At 65.0% G+C, this 18,882-nt stretch carries 14 protein-coding genes; 9 read left to right on the forward strand and 5 right to left on the reverse strand.

Annotated elements, in window-relative coordinates:
• Positions 1 to 3: 3 nt before the first annotated feature.
• Both AC5JCN_RS04370 and AC5JCN_RS04375 read right to left on the reverse strand, forming a co-directional pair.
• Positions 4 to 2,418, reverse strand: a complete 2,415-nt coding sequence (locus tag AC5JCN_RS04370; RefSeq protein WP_495753804.1) for a YbcC family protein — start codon at positions 2,416 to 2,418, stop codon at positions 4 to 6.
• Positions 2,419 to 2,433: 15 nt separating this feature from the next.
• Entirely contained in the window at positions 2,434 to 3,993 is a 1,560-nt protein-coding gene (locus AC5JCN_RS04375; RefSeq protein ID WP_495753805.1) for a proton-conducting transporter transmembrane domain-containing protein, read from the reverse strand.
• Positions 3,994 to 4,100: 107 nt separating this feature from the next.
• Here AC5JCN_RS04375 and AC5JCN_RS04380 point away from each other — a divergent pair, with 107 nt between their 5' ends.
• A complete protein-coding gene (locus tag AC5JCN_RS04380) occupies positions 4,101 to 4,985 on the forward strand; it encodes a LysR family transcriptional regulator (RefSeq protein WP_495753806.1) in 885 nt (294 codons plus the stop codon).
• A gap of 552 nt (positions 4,986 to 5,537) precedes the next feature.
• Here the strand turns inward: AC5JCN_RS04380 and AC5JCN_RS04385 are convergent.
• From AC5JCN_RS04385 to AC5JCN_RS04395, 3 genes are all read right to left on the reverse strand, one after another.
• Positions 5,538 to 5,846, reverse strand: coding sequence for a putative quinol monooxygenase (locus AC5JCN_RS04385; protein WP_495753807.1), 309 nt, complete (start codon positions 5,844 to 5,846; stop codon positions 5,538 to 5,540).
• Between the two features lie 301 nt (positions 5,847 to 6,147).
• Positions 6,148 to 6,738 carry an Hsp20/alpha crystallin family protein gene (locus tag AC5JCN_RS04390; RefSeq protein WP_495753808.1) on the reverse strand — a complete coding sequence of 197 codons (591 nt, stop codon included), beginning with the start codon at positions 6,736 to 6,738 and terminating at the stop codon, positions 6,148 to 6,150.
• A 100-nt stretch (positions 6,739 to 6,838) separates the two neighbouring features.
• Complete coding sequence (locus AC5JCN_RS04395; protein ID WP_495753809.1) at positions 6,839 to 7,282, reverse strand: SRPBCC family protein; 444 nt, start codon at positions 7,280 to 7,282, stop codon at positions 6,839 to 6,841.
• A 288-nt stretch (positions 7,283 to 7,570) separates the two neighbouring features.
• Between AC5JCN_RS04395 and AC5JCN_RS04400 the strand changes: the two genes are divergently transcribed.
• From AC5JCN_RS04400 to AC5JCN_RS04435, 8 genes are all read left to right on the forward strand, one after another.
• Positions 7,571 to 7,861, forward strand: coding sequence for a co-chaperone GroES (locus AC5JCN_RS04400; RefSeq protein WP_495753810.1), 291 nt, complete (start codon positions 7,571 to 7,573; stop codon positions 7,859 to 7,861).
• Between the two features lie 135 nt (positions 7,862 to 7,996).
• Complete coding sequence (locus AC5JCN_RS04405) at positions 7,997 to 9,109, forward strand: baeRF11 domain-containing protein (RefSeq protein WP_495753811.1); 1,113 nt, start codon at positions 7,997 to 7,999, stop codon at positions 9,107 to 9,109.
• Positions 9,110 to 9,579: 470 nt separating this feature from the next.
• The gene (locus tag AC5JCN_RS04410; RefSeq protein ID WP_495753812.1) at positions 9,580 to 10,791 is read left to right on the forward strand and encodes an alkene reductase; all 1,212 of its coding nucleotides are present in this window, start codon (positions 9,580 to 9,582) and stop codon (positions 10,789 to 10,791) included.
• A 99-nt stretch (positions 10,792 to 10,890) separates the two neighbouring features.
• Complete coding sequence (locus tag AC5JCN_RS04415) at positions 10,891 to 11,457, forward strand: type 1 glutamine amidotransferase domain-containing protein (protein ID WP_495753813.1); 567 nt, start codon at positions 10,891 to 10,893, stop codon at positions 11,455 to 11,457.
• Entirely contained in the window at positions 11,447 to 12,328 is an 882-nt protein-coding gene (locus AC5JCN_RS04420) for an aldo/keto reductase (RefSeq protein ID WP_495753814.1), read from the forward strand. The genes AC5JCN_RS04415 and AC5JCN_RS04420 overlap by 11 nt, the downstream gene beginning before the upstream one ends.
• 121 nt (positions 12,329 to 12,449) lie before the next feature.
• Complete coding sequence (locus AC5JCN_RS04425) at positions 12,450 to 15,047, forward strand: excinuclease ABC subunit UvrA (protein WP_495753815.1); 2,598 nt, start codon at positions 12,450 to 12,452, stop codon at positions 15,045 to 15,047.
• A gap of 149 nt (positions 15,048 to 15,196) precedes the next feature.
• Entirely contained in the window at positions 15,197 to 16,738 is a 1,542-nt protein-coding gene (locus AC5JCN_RS04430) for an aldehyde dehydrogenase family protein (RefSeq protein ID WP_495753816.1), read from the forward strand.
• A gap of 318 nt (positions 16,739 to 17,056) precedes the next feature.
• Complete coding sequence (locus AC5JCN_RS04435) at positions 17,057 to 18,784, forward strand: FAD-dependent oxidoreductase (protein ID WP_495753817.1); 1,728 nt, start codon at positions 17,057 to 17,059, stop codon at positions 18,782 to 18,784.
• The last annotated feature ends 98 nt before the right edge of the window (positions 18,785 to 18,882 follow it).

The following is an 18,882-nucleotide window of genomic DNA, read 5'->3' on the forward strand; positions in this document are numbered from 1 at the left end:
AGATCAGCTTGCGGCTCTCAGATACGCCTTCTCAGAACCATGGTGGCCCGATTCGAAGGGCGCCCATTCGAGATCGCCAGCATACCGCCAGGCCATGTGACCCCTTTCGTCCAGAGCGAACAGGTGCAGCCAGCCGTTGTCGAAGAGCGCGCGTACACCCGGGTTGCGCTTCAGGATGTCCGTCATCGCTTCCCGCGGCGCTTCGATGCACACCGAGAGCCGCAGCGGCTCGTGCGCATAGCGTTCACCGTCGTGAACCGACTGCCAAGGCAGGCCGGCCCGCAGGTTGCCGCCATTCCCTTCCACTACGCCCACGCCACCGGTGACGTTGTGCAGGAGCTTGTTGCCGGCACCGAAGACATCGGGCGAAACCGTCGAGCCGTAGTACTGCATGCTGATCCAGCTCGCGACCACCACTGGAGCCGTCATGATGAGCTCCAGCACCCCGAAAGTCTTGTCGTCCTCCCAGTCGTAGTCGTGAAGGAAGGCAAATCCGCCCAGCGACTTGCCTGCCGTCCGCGCCCGCGGGGCCGCGATGAAGGCACGGCACCCGGCAAGCGCCCATTCCGGCCGTGTCTCAGCCCAGTCCTTGCTGCGCTTCGGAACAGAACCGGCCTGGCGGGCCCGCGGCAGTCTCAAGGCCCTCTCGGTCCGGGCCAGATGACCGGCGGTCTTGAGCCAGGCCCTGGCCTGGTCGAGGTCGCGTGCGTGCGAAGGCAGCGGGACATCCTGCGCGTAAAGTGTGACATCGTCGGTCGTCGTGTCGTGCAGGGCTCCAACGAACACGGTATCCGCGGGGATCTCGATGCCGGAAGCGACGAGACCTGTCCGCACCTCCGGATCGTTCAGGAGGGCGGCGAGCAGCCTCGCGTTCACCTCGCCGGAATAACCGCCGCAGGCGCCGCAGTGCAGGGCGCTGGCATGCGGGTTGTTGACGACGTTCGCACCGTGCCCGGCCAGCAGGACCAGCCTCGCAAACGGCCCGGTCAGCGACATCGCCCGGAGTATCGTTTCAGCGGCCTTCAGGCGGGCTGGAAGGTCCAGCGCCGGATCGAGACGCGGGGCCGGATCGTTCGGAACCGGCGTGCCCTGAAGCCCGAGGGCGTCGGTCACGAGCTTCCCGGCATAGACCGGTCCGGTGGCCTCGACGAAGGCGAAGGACGAGACGGCGGCAAGCTTGAACCGCCCCCAGGCGCGCTTCGCCCTCGCCCTGAAGCGTGCCGACCGGTCGGCGTCGTCGGAGACGCCTGAACACGACCTGAGACCGGGATTGAGCAGCACGGGAAGCCGCAGTTCCTCGACGTCCGAGGCGAACCTCCGGTGAGCCGTGGTCAGGCCGAAAAAGCCGGCGAAACCCAGGGTCCTGATGTTTGGGCTGAGGCTCTCGAGAGCACGGCGGAAGACCTCGGAGCGCACGTCGATGCAGAAGGCAGCCTGCAGCGCCGGCCTGTCCGCCGGCATCTGCTGCGAGACGCCCTCCAGCGTACGGGCAAGCGCGCGTTGGGCGGACAATTCGGCCGCCTCCTGCAGGATTGCATCCACGACGAGATCCGGCGTGGCCGCAACCGGCGCGGCGTGCCCGGCCAGGGCCTTCTCCCAGTCCGCAGCCACCTGGGAGCCGTACTGGCGGAGCAAAGCGTCTTCCCACACGAGCCGGATCGCGAGCAGGTCGTGGATCGTCTCGTCGGTGCCGCCCGCCAGCTCGGCCTGCCACAGCCGATACCGCGCGAATTGCGCCCACCCTCCAAGGCCCGCCAGAAGCTGGTGGAAATAGGTCTGAAGCGCGTCGGGCCGGAGCCGAAGCCGGACCGCTATATGCTCGATCGCAGCCGAGGCGTTCTCGGGCAACTGCGCCACGTGGGACGCGAAGCCCGAGAGGCCGGCGATCTCGGGCGTGAGGTCGTGCATCGCCGTGGCGCGCCAGGCCCTGTACGCGCCACCGCCGCGCGGCGCCTGCCAGAGCGCCTGGCCCTCATCGAAAAAGCCGGCGGCCCATGCCCCAAATCCGGTGGCGATCAGGCCCGGCCAGTCAATGGAGGAGGCCCGGGCGGAGAGGTCCGCGATCGTCGGAAGTGCAGACGGAGCCGGGCTTTCCTGGCCCGCCGCCTGCTTCAGGGCGTCGACGCTCTTCGGGCGCATCTGCGCAGGAGCCCGCAGCAACGCGGCGGCGAGATCTTCGTCGGACACCTGCCCGGTGGCGATCTTCTCCCGGTACCAGCTGCGCGGCATGGTCACCCGGGCTCCGGCCACCCTGGCCAGCAGTGCTCCCGTCTCGGCGAGGCCCAGCCCGGTTTGGCCGAGATAGGGATTGACGGCGACGCTCGACGCCAGGGGCCAGACGGGAGGAATGGCACGGGCTGCGTTCTGAACTGCGTCCTGAAGGTCTGCGCTCGTCACGCTGTTCCGGATGCCGGACATCTCAAACTCCGTTCTTCAGGACGTGGCGCGAATGCGCCAGCCATTGACGATCCGGTCGAAGACCGCGTTGGCGTAAAATCCGTTGGAGAGGTGGACCCGCAGCCCGGCCGCGGCCGGGTGGTAGGCCCAGAGCGGGAACATGGCCTGCACGATCGCAGCCAGCCCGAAGCTCAACACGGCCAGGACGATCAGGCCCCATTCGAGCGGCCCGGGCGCGGGCGCGGGAGGCAGGATTGCAGAGGTCAGCCATGTCGCGATGCTCTGGAGCGCGAAGTAGCCGACCGACGTCGCAACCGCATAGGCCGCAGTCCTCAGCGTCAGCGCCCTCGGCGCGGCATCCGCAAAACCCTGGGCGAGCATATACGCCACGCCGAACACGAGGATCGCACCCAGCGCAATAGCCTGGGGTGACTTGCCTTCGAAGCCGAAGCTGAAGCCGACCAGCCCGTAGATGGCGCAGGCTGCCAGGAAGGCCCGGGCCACCGCGCCAGAGTCCGGTACCGCGACGGGACCCGGCCTCCGGATGGCCGCGACACGTTCGACCGCGCCGCCGGACGCCAGGAACGAATGTGCCTTGTAGAGGGAGTGAGCCACGATATGCAGCAGCGCCAGCGGGAACAGGGCGAGGCCGCACTCAAAGATCATAAAGCCCATCTGGGCGACGGTCGACCAGGCGAGGGACGTCTTGACCGCGGGCTGGGTCAGCATGACGAGGCTGCCGAACAGGGCGGTGAACCCTCCGACCATCACCAGAGCCGCGAGGACCCCGGGCGCGAGCAGAATGACGTCGGCGAAGCGGATGAGCAGAAAGCCCCCCGCATTGATGACGCCGGCATGCAGCAGCGCGGACACCGGCGTGGGAGTCTCCATCACCTCGGTCAGCCAGCCATGCGTCGGGAACTGTGCGGACTTCAGGCACGCTGCCACGGCCAGCATGGCGGCCGCCGCGACGGCCAGCCCGCCTCCGTGGCCCGCCTTGGCGGACGACAGGATCGTCCCGATGTCGAGCGTCCCGTAAGCGCCCGCAAGCAGGACGAACGCGAGGATCAGCGCCGCGTCGCCCAGCCGCGCCGTGACGAATTTCTTGCGGGCGGCCCGCCGCGCGCTGACCCGGTCGGCGTAAAAAAGCAGAAGCCGGTGGAGAAAGATGCTCGTCGCGATCCACGCGAGCACGAGCTGGACGAGATTGGCGGCCGTGACGAGGAAGAGCACCGCCGCGAGCGTCAGGCAGAGCCAGGCCGTGAACGCCCCTTGCCGCGCCTCGCCGTCCAGGTACACCTTGCTGTAGCGGACGACCACCCAGCCCACGAAGGTGACGAGGAGCAGCATCGTGGCGCTGACCGCGTCCAGCCTGACGGACAGACCCGCACCGGCCACCCCGATGAGAGGGCTGACGCCAGGACCGGAGGTGATCAGCAGGACCAGCGATGCACAGGCGATCCCGAATGCGACGAGCGCCGCGATCTCAGCCCCCAGCGGCAGCCAGCCGGGACGCCGGCCGGGTTTCGCAAAGCCGAGCATGGCCGCGGCCAGAAGCGGCAGGGGTGCGAGCATCGGAAAGAGATAGGGGAGCAAGAGAGCACCTCGCACGAGCTGGAACACGTCGGCGAACGCCTTGTAGATGAAGCGCGGTCCTACAAAAAATTCATTGTTTGCGATATATCGTTCGGTAAAATAGAACGATGAGGGACCTGAACTTCCATCATCTCCGCTATTTCTGGGCCGTGGCGCACGACGGCAGCCTGACGCGGGCGGCCGAGCGCATGAACCTCTCGCAGTCCGCGTTGTCCGTGCAGATCCAAAAGTTGGAAGACCAGCTTGGGCATCCTCTCTTCGAGCGAATCGGCAAGAGACTGTTCCTGACCGAGGCCGGACGCATCGCGCTCGACTATGCCGACACCGTCTTCGAAACCGGTGCGGAGCTCTTGAGCACGCTTCAGGGGAGGCCTGTGTCGAGCCGGCAGGTCCTGCGCGTCGGCGCGCTTACGACCCTGTCGCGGAACTTCCAGTTGCAGTTCCTGCGTCCGCTCGTCGGCCGGTCCGACGTCGAGCTCGTCGTCAGGTCCGGGACGATGCGTGAGCTCCTGGCGCAACTGGAGTCCCATGCGCTCGACGTGGTGCTCGCCAACAGCGCAGCGCCGCGCGACGCCCGGTCCACCCTGCGCAACCACCTACTGAACGAGCAGCCCGTCAGCCTTGTCGGGCAGCCCAGGCCGGGCATGCCGCCGCTCCGGTTTCCGGAAGACCTGCGCACCACGCCCATCCTGCTGCCCAGCCTGGACAGCGAAATCCGGATTGCCTTCGACCGGGTGATGGAGCTTGCAGGGATCAGGCCGGTCATCCTCGCCGAAGTCGACGACATGGCCATGCTGCGTCTGCTCGCCAGGGAACGCGAGGGTGTGACCCTGGTGCCGCCGATCGTGGTCAAGGATGAACTCGACAGCGGAGTGCTGGTCGAGCATTGCCGGATCCCGCAGGTCACAGAAAGCTTCTACGCCATCGTGCAGGCCCGGCGTTTCCCCAATCCGCTCCTGCCGGACCTATTGCCGGGCACAACCGGAGTTTAGCGGCGGCCTGCGATGGACGGGACCGCGCCCCGCTGGGCGGAGTGCGATCGGCATGTCCCGTCCCCGACGTCGCTCACGGAGGGCCATGCTGAGCGCGCTCGCGGGACTGCCGATGTTTGCGAGGCTTGCCCTGTCCGGACGACAAAAAGCCCGCCGTCTTTTTGGACTGGCGGACTTTGGGTTTGGTTGCGGGGACCCGCAGCCACCGAGAGTTGATTCTGAGTTGCCCAGTCTAGCGGTCCCTCTCGCAACTGACGCGGGCTATACTGATGCAACAGTCGTGGAAATGCTGGGCCACCCGTGATGTGGGGTCACGGCGCGCCGCCACATTCGCCGACCTGGTGCTGCTCTCCTGGCGGCGGCAGCGACTGCGGCAGAACGGATCCGCTTAGGCCCTCTCGGTCACGCGCAGGTCACCCCCAGATAATCGCGAAAATTCTGCCCTAAGCCGATGTCGTCAAAAAGCCGCCTTCCAGCAAGACCCCCTACGTCCGCTTAGATCCTAGAGGCGCCCGGAGAGAAAACGAGTTCTTCTTACAATCACCACCGAATTCATGTCTTCCGTTTGTCCGCGATGATTTGCAACTTATGAATTTGCGGAGCCTTGGCGAACATCTCGCCTGCCGCGGCCTTCTCCATCAACGCCGCTGCGACTTTTCCGTTGAGGTGCGCGTCACGCCCCGCCTCGTCATCGAATGTGTCAAAGATGGCAAAGGAGGAAGGTCCTTCCTGGATGGCATACCAGGAGATCGTGCCGGGCTCTGCGTTCACCAGGGGAACCGCCGACCGCAAGAAGTCCGCGACCTCGTCTTCCTTACCCGGCTTGGCCTCCAGGGGAACGTACAGCGCGAACTTGGTCATCCTGCTCTCCTGCGTGTCGTTGCGAATGCAACGGGTAGATTGCCGGAAGGGGCCGCGTGAGTTCTACGGCGGAGCTAGAGGAAAGTTCCCTTTGCCTCGATGCCATTTGTCCGAATGGCAATGTCGGACAGGGTCATGCCGCAAAGCGTCTTCGACACTTCGGACAGGTTGCGAACACGCTTTATGTCGGCGTCTCGGGCCGAGACGAGCGACGGGGGTGCCAGCCTGCCGCCCTTCGGCGGGCCAGGGGCGGCACGCCCCCTCGCATCAGCAGCCGAACAACCCCGAAGGAATTCGGTCCCTAACTGGACGCGGCGCCATTCTCGCCGGACGAGGATTGATCGTCGCGCGAGGACTGACTGCCGGTCGACGAATTGCCGTTTGAAGCTCCGTTCTGGATCGGCACTTTCTGCGGCCGGTTGACTCCCTGGGCTTTCGGGATGGCCAATTTGAGAACACCGTTTTCGAAGCGGGCCTGGATGGCTTGGGGATCGACGTGGAACGGAAGCTGAAGATTGCGCTGGTATGTTCCAAAACGCCGTTCCACGATGTGGAAGTTCTCCCTATCGTCTCTCTTCTCATCGGTTCGGGTCGCTCGGATGGTCAGGATGTCTCCGTCGACCGTCACGTCTATACTCGACTCGTCGACACCGGGGAGGTCGAGGCTGATGCGGAGTTCCTCGTCCGTCTCGCTGACGTTCATGGCCGGCCTGACGAGCTCGCTTGAATCCTCGAGTCCGGACAGCAATCCCCCGGCGAGCAGGTCTCGGGCAAACCGGCCGATGTCACGGTCCAGGTAGAAGAATGGCGCGGGTGCGATCCTCCGCTCCGCAAGGCCGGCGAAGGGCCTGGTTAGAGACTGTGCCATCGGAAACCTCATTTTCAGGAGCACGAGCAGTTCTGCTCTCGAGGCCGTGCAGTCTGACCGAACGCATTGGTTCGCGCCGTGACGGCCATCAGTAATTCCAGCGGACCCGGTGAAAGCGCCGGAGTCAGGTCCGCAGGGCTGCTGCAAAGTCTGCGATATCCGACTCGAGTTCATCGCTCAGCCGGACTTGCAGAACCAGCGAGAGAATGTCGACGAACGCGCGGCCCGCAGCGGCCCTTGAACCCGGTCGGATCGCAAGCGTCAGCCGCGTCCCGCTGTCGAGTGCGTCGATCATGAAATCCCGGTCGAAAGAGAGCTCGGAACTCACGACGAACAGCCGGAAGCGATGCGGGCGGGCGAACTCGATCACCTCTGACTCAAGAACCGCCTCGGCGCCCGGCAAGAGCCGGTGCTCGCGCAGGCGTGACCCCTCTCCCAGCGCACCGTCGGTCAACAGTTCCGCGCTTTCTACCGTCCGCAGGACGAGAGGCCACTCCACCGCGTTTGAGACCAGGCGGAACACCTTCGACGGTGACGCAGCGACCGTCCTGCTCGCAGAGATATGCATGGGTCACCCCGGGAGAGTCTGGCGATTGTGCCGCGGACGATGCAGCGCCGCGGCCGCGGCCATCCTCGTAGCCATGATGAACCGGATGTTCCCGCCGGGTCTGTGACGATGGTCAGCAAACGGGCATTCCATCCCGGGGCCAGTCCTGCCGCCGAGAGCCGCCGGTACCATTCCTGATGCCGGTCAGTGTCCTCCGGGCATCAGCCACCTACGGTGCGCGACGTGGAAGCCGAGCCGCCGCGCTATGCCACCGCGATCCGACGCCACATCGCCCTCGGGAGGCCAGCCATGAGATTGCGTCCCTTGCACGACCGGGTCGTCGTCCGTCGCATCGGAGTGGAGGAAAGAACGAAGGGGGGCATCATCATCCCCGACACGGCAAAGGAGAAGCCTCAGGAGGGCGAGGTTCTGGCGGTGGGGCCCGGTATCGGGAACGAGAAGGGGGACATGTCGGAACTGGGTGTCAAGGTGGGCGACCGCATCATCTTCGGAAAATGGTCCGGGAGCGAGGTTGTCGTCGGCGGAGAGGAAGTCCTCGTCATGAAAGAGGCGGACATCATCAGCGTTCTCGACGAGTAGGGACGGGCAGGCTGCGTTGCTGAACACCGAACCCGTAGGGGGTTGAGCCGCCGAGGTCATTGCGAGATGTTACACATCGACATCCCCGACTTGCAGGAGTTCAAGGCGATCGCGACGGCGCGGGGCGGGACGTTCGTGTCCCTCTACCTGCCGACCTCGCCCCTGAACCCCGAAGCCAACCGCATCGCCTTTGAGGATCTCGCAAAGGACGCCCTCTCTCAATTGCGCGAGTCCAGCATGCGGAAGGGCGAGGTCGATTGGCTCGAAGGAAAATTCCGGGCTCTGTCCGGCCATGCCCTGAACAGTCCGGATGACACGAAGCACCGGCTTCGTAGCGGCGACCCCCTCGCATCGGTCACGGCGTTCTGGAAATCACAGGCGCACGGACTTGGGGTGCTGGCCGAGCCAAGGGCGCAGTCCCTGCACACGTACCGCCTGCCGATCCGGACGAAACTCCTCGCCGAGGTTGCCGACCGGTTCCACATCTCTCCGCTGATCCGAACGATCACATCACCGCTGGAGATCTTCGTGCTTGCTGTCTCGAAGAGTGGAGCCCGGCTCATCCACGCGGTCGTCAACATGCCGCCGGAGCGCATCCCCCTTCCGCACCTGTCCGAGGATCCCGCCGAGGTCCTGGATCGACCTTCGATCCACGTGCGCGTCGCGCGCGGCCGGCTTCAGAACCTCGAGGGCGAGAAGACGTTTGAATTGCACTACACACGCGAGGTTGACCGTAGCGTTCGGGCAGCGCTCGCCGGGCGCGCGACGCCGATGGTGCTGGCCGCGACGGAGCCGATGGCCACCATCTTCCGTCGGGTGAACACGTATTCCCACCTCGTTGAGGAGGTTATCGAGGGCAGCCCGGACCACCGCAGCGACGGGCAGCTCGCCGACGCGGCGCTCCCGATCCTGGACCGCCTCTACCGGGACGAAGTGAAAAGGTTTCTTTCGCTGTACGACGAGTTGAAGCCGCATCGGGCCACCAGCGACGTCTCCCATGCGGCCCACGCCGCGACCGCCGCAGCTGTTGACCGGCTTGTCGTCGACCTCGATCGGGTCATCCCCGGCCTGGTCAGTGATATTGATGGGAGCGTTACGTATTCCGTGTCCGACGACGCCGAAGCCTATTCCGTTCTGGATGAAGTGGCCCGGCGTGCCCTGTGTACGGACGCCCGGGTCCTGTGCGCCAGGAGCGAGGAATTACCGGAGGGCGCTGCCCTGGCGGCAATCCTGCGCTACGCATTTTGAGGCACGAGGACGCAGCGCTGCCGGTCGCGTGTCACTCCCGCGAACCCCATCGCGCTTGGCTGGCTGCGGCCACCCAATCCTCCCACATGCTGGGGTCGGCGGGCGAGCCGTCTGCACACTTCAGTCCGCCGATCACGAAGTCGAGCGCCTCAGCGGTTACGTTGTGGCGCCGGCGGACAGCTTCCAGAAACGGCCCTATCGCGTCGAAGGCGTCAGCCACGGTTATCGGCTCGGACGCTTGCAGCATCTGCATGTCAATACCTGTCGAGTGTAGCCGACCGGAGTCGAGCGAATCTCCGGATAGTGGCGGCTTGGAGTTCGTCCAACACTGACGGCCATCAGGGCCTGCGATCTTCGCATGCCTATGGTCTGAGCCTGAGCGGATGGCCCGCCGGGTTGAAGGGCGGCCGGAGCGTGTGGTCCGGGCGGACCGGGCACGGCGGCCGCTATGCGCCCGAAGGAGGCTCTCCATGAATGCGGCAGCGACCCTCTCGCGAGCGCCCGAGCAAGCGACGTCATCCGGGACTGACATCCTGTTCCAACCCTACCGGCTGGGTCCCTTCGAACTTCCGAACCGTATCGTCATGGCGCCCCTCACCCGCTCACGCGCGCGGGCACCGGGCAATGTGCCGAGCGCTCTTGCAGCCTGCTACTATGCGCAGCGCGCTTCCGCGGCACTCATCGTGAGCGAGGCGACACAGATCTCGATGCAGGGGCAGGGCTACGCCTGGACGCCCGGCATCCACAGCAGCGAGCAAGTCGAGGCCTGGCGCCACGTTACCAAGGCCGTCCACGAGGCCGGCGGGCGCATCTTCTGCCAGTTGTGGCATGTCGGCCGGATATCGCACCCGGCCCTTCAGCCCGACAACATGCTGCCCGTCGCACCCTCCTCGATCATCCCGCAGGGCAAGGCCTTCATCGAGAACGAGCGGGGTGAAGGGGCACTGGTGCCGTTCGTCCGGCCCCGCGCCCTGGCTCCGGAAGAGATCCCTTATGTCGTGGGCCAATACGAGCGCGCGGCCAGGAACGCCCAGGCTGCAGAGTTCGACGGGGTCGAGATCCATGCGGCGAACGGCTACCTGCTCGACCAGTTCATGGAAAGCAGCACGAACCATCGCACCGACACCTATGGCGGTTCGGTGGAGAACAGAACGCGGCTCGTGCTGGAGGTCGCGGAGGCACTCTCGCGGATCTGGGGACCAGACCGGATCGGCGTTCGGATTTCGCCCCTCGGCATGATGAACGACATCAGCGACGACGACCCCGAAACCACCTTCGGGCACGTGGCGGAGCGGCTCGGCGAATTCGGCTTCGCATATCTCCACGTGGTCAATCCGGCAGTGGCGCAGATGCAAGAAGGAAGGTCGCCCGACCAGCGGTCTCTCGCGCTGGTCAAGCTGATACGCGACAAGTTCAACGGGACGGTGATCGTTGCCGGGGGGTTCGACGCCGCGGCCGCGGCGCAATGGATCGGCGAGGGAATGGCCGACCTGGTCGCGTTCGGCCGCAAGTTCATCGCGAATCCCGATCTGCCGGAGAGATTGCGCACCGGCGCCCCGCTCAACGCTGACGACCCGACCACCTACTATGGCGGCGGCGAACACGGCTACACATACTATCCCTCTCTGGCGCAGGACCGCGGCGAACAGCCCGGGGCCTGTGTCGACCAGAGCTGGCGGTGAGCCGCGACAGCCTGCTCCCGACAGCCGGGGCTCGCTTTGCTGGCCCCGAACGCGGGCACTCTTCGCACAAGACGGATTGGATCAAAAAGGAGCTGGATCATGGCAGAAAGCACCCTTGCAGGGCTCAACGTGGCCATCCTGGTCACCGACGGCTTCGAGCAGGTCGAACTCACCGAGCCGCGCAAAGCCCTGGACGAAGCCGGCGCCACGACCAGGATCGTATCGCCCAAGAGCCAACGCGTGCGGGCGTGGAACTTCACGGACTGGGGCATAGAGCTGCCGGTCGACGTGGATCTCGATCAGGCCAAGCCGGAGGATTTCGACGCACTGCTCCTGCCGGGTGGCGTGATCAACCCCGACTCGCTCCGGATCGAACCCAGAGCAGTTGCCTTCGCAAGGGCGTTCTTCGACGCCGGGAAACCGGTTGCAGCAATCTGCCATGGCCCGTGGACAGTCATCGAAGCCGGCGAGGCGCGGGGCCGCCGCATGACGTCATGGCCGTCGCTCAAGACCGATCTCAAGAATGACGGAGCTGACTGGGTGGACGAGGACGCGGTGGTCGACAGGGGATTGGTCACGAGCCGTAGCCCCAACGATCTTGCAGCCTTCAACCGGGAAACGATCACGCTGTTCAGAAGTGCACCGGGGCGCCGCCATGCCGCGTAAAGCCGGTGGAAGCGTGGGGACCAGCGTGCAGAAGCGTCGGTTCGGACCGCTGGCGCGCGGCGTGAGTGTCGTGGGCCAGGGGACGTGGTACCTGGAAGAAGGCGACTCCAACGCCGCGGCCGCCGCGTTGCGACGAGGCCTTGATCTTGGAATGAATCACATCGACACCGCGGAGCTCTATGGCGCCGGCGCCGCGGAGGAACTCGTCGGCGGCGCCATTGCAGGCCGGCGCGATGAGGTCTTCCTGGTCTCGAAGGTGCTGCCGCAGAATGCGTCCCGACGGGGGACGAAGCTTGCTTGCGAGAGATCGCTCGCCCACCTCAGGACCGATCGGTTGGATTGCTACCTGCTGCATTGGCGGGGAGCGCACCCGCTGGAGGAGACATTCGCCGCGTTCGACGCCCTGCGTAACGAAGGAAAGATTCTCTCGTATGGCGTCAGCAATTTCGACGTGCCTGACCTGGAAGAGGCGTGGAAGATTGCCGGCGGCTCCAGCATTGTGTGCAATCAGGTGCTCTATCATCTGCAGGAACGTGCGATCGAACATGCCGTACTACCCTGGTGCGAGCAGCACCAACTGGCAGTGACGGCCTACAGTCCATTCGGGCACGGCGACTTTCCGAGCAACCACACACCCGGTGGCACCTTGCTGGCGGACATCGCGAGGGCGCATGACGCGACGACGCGCCAGATCGCGCTGGCATTTCTAGCGCGACGGCCTTCCGTCTTCGCCATCCCGAAGGCGTCCAGCATCGAGCACGTCGAGGAGAATGCCGGGGCGTCCGATATCCGGTTGTCGCCAGCAGAGATCCAACGGATCGATGCCGCTTTCCCGCTTGGGCGGCGTCGCCAGGGACTGCCCATGCTGTGACGGTCGGCCCGACATGGCCAGCGCAGTGGTACGTCAAGAGCACGGACATGACTTCGCGATCCTTGGGGGGAATGGCAATGGGATACGCTGCTCGGCTTTCGTGCAGGGTGGGCTGGCTTGAATGCTAGAGATCAACAAGCCTCGGCCTCTAGACGACCCTGAAGGAGCTGTGCGGGGTTTCGTTCGCTTACGTGGGGCACGCGAACACAATCTGAAAAATATTGACCTGGCCCTTCCCCGCGATGCTCTGGTGGTGTTCACGGGCGTGTCCGGTTCGGGCAAGTCGTCGCTTGCATTCGGCACGCTGTATGCTGAGGCGCAGCGGCGGTACCTCGAATCTGTCTCGCCCTATGCGCGGCGTTTGTTTCATCAGATGGCGGTTCCCGAAGTCGACGAGATCGATGGACTGCCCCCGGCCGTGGCTTTGCAGCAGCAGCGTGGTTCGCCCACGACCCGCTCTTCCGTTGGCAGCGTCACCACGCTGTCGAACCTCCTTCGCATGCTGTACTCGCGCGCCGGGGATTACCCACGGCATCAGGGCCATCTCGATGCCGAGGCCTTTTCGCCGAATACGCCGGCGGGAGCCTGTCCCCGCTGCCAGGGCCTCGGTCGGGTGTACGAGGTTTCCGAACGCTTGATGGTTCCCGATGACACCAAGAGCATCCGCGAGCGCGCCATAGCAGCCTGGCCACCCGCCTGGCACGGCGGTAACCTCCGGGACATGCTGATTTCGCTCGGCCACGACGTGGATCGTCCGTGGCGCGAACTGCCGAAAGAAACCCGCGATTGGATCCTGTATACCGACGAGCAGCCGGTGGTCCCGGTCTACATCGGTTACGACGCAAACGAGGTTCAACGGGCGATCAGGCGCAAGGAGGAGCCCAGCTACCGGGGCAACTTCTCAAGCGCCAGACGACATGTGCTGAACACCTTCGCCACCACTGAAAGCGCGTCGATCAAGAAGCGGGTGTCGCGCTACATGGTGAGCACCGATTGCCCGCTCTGTCACGGCAAGCGGCTTCGCCGTGAATCGCTGTCCGTCAAGTTCGCCGGCTTCGATATCGCCGACATCTCGAGGATCCCGCTGGCCAGGCTCGCCGACCTCTTGCGTCCACACGCCGAGGGGTCAGCTTCTACCCTGACCCGGCTCGAGGCACAGCATCCCGAAAAGGCCTTGGTGGTGCAGCGGATCGCGGAGGACCTCGTCGAGCGTCTCGCTGTTCTCCTTGGCCTCGGGCTTGGCTATCTCACCCTGGAGCGGAGTACCCCGACGCTCTCTCCCGGCGAACTGCAGCGCCTGCGACTGGCAACCCAAGTGCGCTCCAATCTGTTCGGCGTCGTCTATGTGCTCGACGAGCCCTCCGCCGGACTTCATCCCGCGGACACCGAGTCGCTCCTGACGGCACTCCAGCAATTAAAAAACTCCGGCAATTCGCTGTTCGTGGTCGAACACGAGGTCGATGTGATCCGGCATGCGGATTGGATCGTCGACATCGGTCCAGGCGCCGGCGAACTCGGCGGCGAGGTGCTCTACAGCGGTCCGCTGCAGGGGTTCGAGGAGGCAGAGCGGTCGCAAACCCGCCGCTACCTGTTCGACGAGGACATCGTGCCGGACCGAACGCCGCGCTCGCCGCGCGGATGGTTGCGGCTGCGCGGCGTCGGCCGCAACAACCTTCGGGACCTCGATGCCGACTTCCCGCTGGGAGTTTTCACGACGGTGACCGGCGTTTCCGGCTCGGGCAAGTCGAGTCTGGTGAGCCAGGTCCTGGTGGAACTTGTTGCCAGACAGCTCGGCCATCCCGTCCCCTCGATCGACGATGAGGGCGACGAGCTCGAACGGACGGTCGTGACCACGCTCGGCGGCCGGATCGCGAGCGGAATGGAGGGCATCAAGCGACTGGTGGTCGTCGACCAAAAGGCGATCGGACGCACTCCGCGGTCCAATCTCGCGACGTATACAGGGCTGTTCGACTACGTCCGCAAGATCTTCGCGGCGACCGAGTCTGCGCGCGCCCGCCACTACGACGCTGGGCGCTTCTCCTTCAATGTTGCCAAGGGCCGCTGCCCGACCTGCGAGGGTGAGGGCTTCGTTTGCGTCGAGCTGCTGTTCCTTCCCAGTGTCTATGCGCCGTGCCCAAGCTGTCATGGCGCTCGCTACAATCCCAAGACCCTTGAAGTCGAATTTCGCGGCCAGAACATTGCCGGCGTACTGGGAATGACGGTCGATGGCGCGTTCGCATTCTTTGCCGAGGAGGCGCCGGTTCGCCGTTCGCTCGACGTCCTGCGGCAGGTCGGCCTCGGCTATTTGCGGCTCGGCCAGCCGGCGACGGAGCTTTCCGGCGGCGAAGCCCAGCGGATCAAGCTTGCCACCGAGCTGCAGCGGACCCAGCGTGGACAAACACTCTACGTGCTCGACGAACCTACCACGGGACTGCACCCCGCCGACGTCGAGAAGCTGATCGCGCAACTCGACGGGCTGGTCGAGGCCGGAAACACCGTGATCGTGGTGGAGCATGACATGCGCGTTGCCGCGGGCAGCGACTGGATCATGGATATCGGGCCTGGTGCAGGGGAGGAGGGCGGGCATGTGGTCGCGATCGGCACGCCTGCGGAGGTTGCAGGATCGTCCGTAAGCCGCACGGCGCCGTACCTTTCGCGATTCAGGACCCGGCCCGCGGCCGACGTGTCAGCATCCCATGACCTCGCGGCACCACAGTGACGTCCTCCATCCGCACCACTTCGAATTGGTCGCGAAAGTTGACTGCCGGCGCGAGAGCTGACTGGACCAATCTGACGGTCATCAGCGTCGGGCGCGGGCCCGCTTGATACGGTCGCTGCACAGTTGGATCTCCAAAGCGGGAGGCAGCCTTGACCGCGCAGGCCCCGGATAACACGACCTCCATGTCTGCTGCGTCACCCCGGCCCTACGGCGACTTCGACCGCCTGCCCATCGCCGGAACATGGCGCGAGGGCCGGTCGGGCAACGTGATGGCCGACAAGGATCCGTACACTGGGGCGGTGCTGGTCCAGATCCCACAAGGCAACCAGGAGGATCTGGACGCGGCTTTCGAAGGTGCTGCAAAGGCGCAGGCAGCTTGGGCCAGAGAGCTTCCGAGCACGCGCGCCGATGTCATGCGTCGGGCAGCGGCCATCTTTGAGGCTCGGCGTGAGGAAATCGTGTCCTGGCTGATCCAGGAGGCGGGCAGTACCCGACTCAAAGCCAATCTTGAATGGGCTTCATCCCATGCGATCCTGATCTGGGGAACATCCGCGCCTGACCTGGTGGAGGGCAAAAACCTGCCGACGGACATCCGCGGCAAAGAGGGGCGAGTCCATCGCAAGCCTGTCGGCGTCGTCGGCGTGATCAGCCCATGGAACTGGCCGTTGCATCTCGCCAGCCGCTCCATCGCGCCGGCACTGGCGATCGGCAACGCTGTTGTCGTGAAGCCGGCCAGCGATACTCCCGTCACCGGCGGCCTTCTGCTGGCAAAGATCTTCGAAGAGGCTGGGCTTCCCCCCGGGGTTCTCAGCGTCATCGTAGGGGCCGGCGGCGAAATCGGGGACGCGTTCGTGAGCCACTGGGTGCCACGCGTCATTTCGTTCACGGGATCGACAGCCGTCGGGCGCCGGATCGCGGAACTCGCGGCCAAGGCGTCAATCCTCAAGAAGGTCGACCTCGAGCTCGGGGGAAACGGACCGTTCGTCGTTCTCGACGACGCTGACATCCCGAACGCCGTGGAGGCCGCCACATTCGGCAAATTCCTGCACCAGGGCCAGATCTGCATCGCGATCAACCGGATCATCGTCGATCAATCCGTCCACGACGCCTTCCTCGACAGATTCGTAGAGCGGGTCAGGTCGCTAAAGGTCGGCGACCCCGGCGAGCCCGACACGATGATCGGGCCGATCATCAACCAGTCCCAGCTCGATCATCTCGTCGCACGCATTCGCAAAGCGCTCGAGACCGGCGCACGCCTGCTTGCCGGGGGCGACCCGCAGGGGCTGGTTCTGCCGCCACATGTCTTCGCCGACGTGACCAACGACATGGACCTGGCACGGCATGAGATATTCGGTCCGGTGGCCCCGGTGATCCGCGCAGCAAACGCCGACGACGCGCTGCGCATCGCCAACGACACCGGGTACGGGCTCGCCGGCGCCGTGTTCACCGGCGACCTCGACCGCGGGGCGCAATTTGCACAGCAGATGCAGGTTGGAATGGCGCATGTGAACGACCAATCGATCGTCGATCTGCCTAATTCTCCGTTCGGAGGCGAAAAAAACTCGGGCATCGGCCGGTTCAATGGCACCTGGGTGATCGAAGCGTTCACGACAGACCAGTGGGTCACCGTGCAGCACACGCCGCGCCGCTATCCTTGGCATGCCCACGACGTGCAGGGGCCCTGGTCATGAAAGTCCCGGCAGTCTCCTTCGCGGCGACATGGGATCTGCGTCACTGCTGACGGTTGTCAGTGACGCGCTTCTGCCGGGCGCGTATTCGTGTGTCCTCGGGCTTCGACAAGGCGCCGGTCTGGGGATCCACGCGAGCGCATCATCTGGGGCGAGACCGCATTAACGCCTCGCTGCGGGCCGCGTGTTGGGAAACATCGTTCAGGGCGGGCATCGCAGGTCGGACTGTGCGGTTCCACCATCTGCGCCCGCCAGCCGCTCCCGAAGCCATGAAATCCGGGTGACTGAACTCCTGTGCGAAGAACAGGTGAGGATTCGCGAATGCCGAACGTCGATCCGCGCGATGAGAACATGTTTCCGAAATTCTTGCAGTCGGAGATGGACCGGCTTCGTCGCTATGGCCACCAACAGCATTTCACCGACGGGCAGCCGCTTTTCGTCACGGGAGAAATCGCGCCCGGCCTGTTCGTGATCGAGACCGGGCGAGTCCAGGTGACCCGGCGCGACCCGCTGGGACATCTCGCCCCGATCGTGGAAGAGACTGCCGGCGATTTCGTCGCCGAGGTGGAACAGCTGTCCGGTCGACCGGCGCTGGTCGACGTTCACGCCGTCGAAGACGTCGAGGCCATTCTTATTCCGGGTCAGAACCTACGCAGCGTCATGATCGCGGAGCCCGAGCTTGGGGACCGCATCATGCGCGCGTTGATCTTGCGCCGCACCGCCCTGATCGAAGTGGGCGCGGGCGGACCGGTCCTTATCGGGCCCGAGGATGCTCCCGACCTCGTCCGCCTGCAGGGCTTCCTGACCCGGAACGCCTATCCGTATCAGGTGCAAGATCCTGCGAAAGACCGCGACGCTGCGGATCTGCTCGCCGGATACGCGGCGAAGCCGAGCGACCTTCCCCTTGTGGTGTGCCCCAAGGGAAACATCTTGAAGAACCCAACCGAGGCAGAGCTTGCCCGTGCGCTCGGAATGGTGAGGACAGACGTTCAGGATAGGATCTACGATGTCGCGATCGTGGGCGCCGGCCCGGCGGGTCTGGCCACTGCGGTCTATGCAGCGTCCGAGGGTCTTTCGGTCGCGGTGTTCGACTCACACGCTTTTGGCGGGCAGGCCGGCGCAAGTGCGCGGATCGAGAACTACCTCGGGTTCCCGATCGGCATATCCGGTCAGGACCTCACGGGGCGGGCCTATGTGCAGGCGCAGAAGTTCGGCGCCGAGATGGCTATCCCTACCGAGATCTCACGCCTGGACTGCCGCCAGAAACCATTCGTCGTGGAATTCGGCCCGACGGGACGCACCAGGGCTTCGGCCGTGGTAATCGCATCCGGCGCGCGTTACCGGCGGCTCGACGTCCCCAATCTGGGCAAGTTTGAAGGCCGGGGCGTGTGGTATTGGGCGTCCCCGATCGAGGCGCGGCTCTGCCGTCAGGAGGAAATCGCCCTCGTGGGAGGAGGCAACTCCGCGGGCCAGGCCGCCGTGTTCCTGCACGATTACGCGGCCAAGATCTGGTTGCTCGTGCGCGGGCCAAGCCTTTCCGAAAATATGTCGCAGTACCTCGTCGATCGCATTAATGCGACCAGCAACATCGAGGTCCTGACCAACACGAATGTCATTGCACTCTCGGGCTCGCCGCAAGGACAGTTGCAGCGTATCCGGTGGCGCAATCAGCTTTCACAGGAGGAAACCGAAAAACCGATCCGGCATTTGTTTCTTTTTATCGGCGCCGATCCGGCGACGGGGTGGCTGCACGATTGCGTGTCTCTCGACGCAAAAGGCTTTGTTCAGACCGGTGCCTGCGTGCCGCAAGAGGCCCCCTCCGAGGACAACCGGGCCCAGCCGCTGCCTCTGCAATCGAACATCCCCGGCATCTTCGCTGTAGGCGACGTACGGTCCTGTTCTGTCAAGCGCGTCGGAGCTGCCATCGGCGAAGGAGCCGCAGCCGTAGCCCAGTTGCATACCTACCTTTCGGGCCTCCGGAAGGCCGCAGCCGTTGACGCCTTATCTGCGCCGGAGCGTCTCCCGCAGTCGAAGCCCGCGGCGATGTAGGTGAGGAGGGCGGGAATCGGCCCTCGCCAGCAGCCACAGACATGGCACCCATTTCCGGTATGCCGCGCGAGCCGAGGTCAGTTTCGCGAAGCGTGAAC

This window comes from Alsobacter sp., from assembly GCF_059501845.1.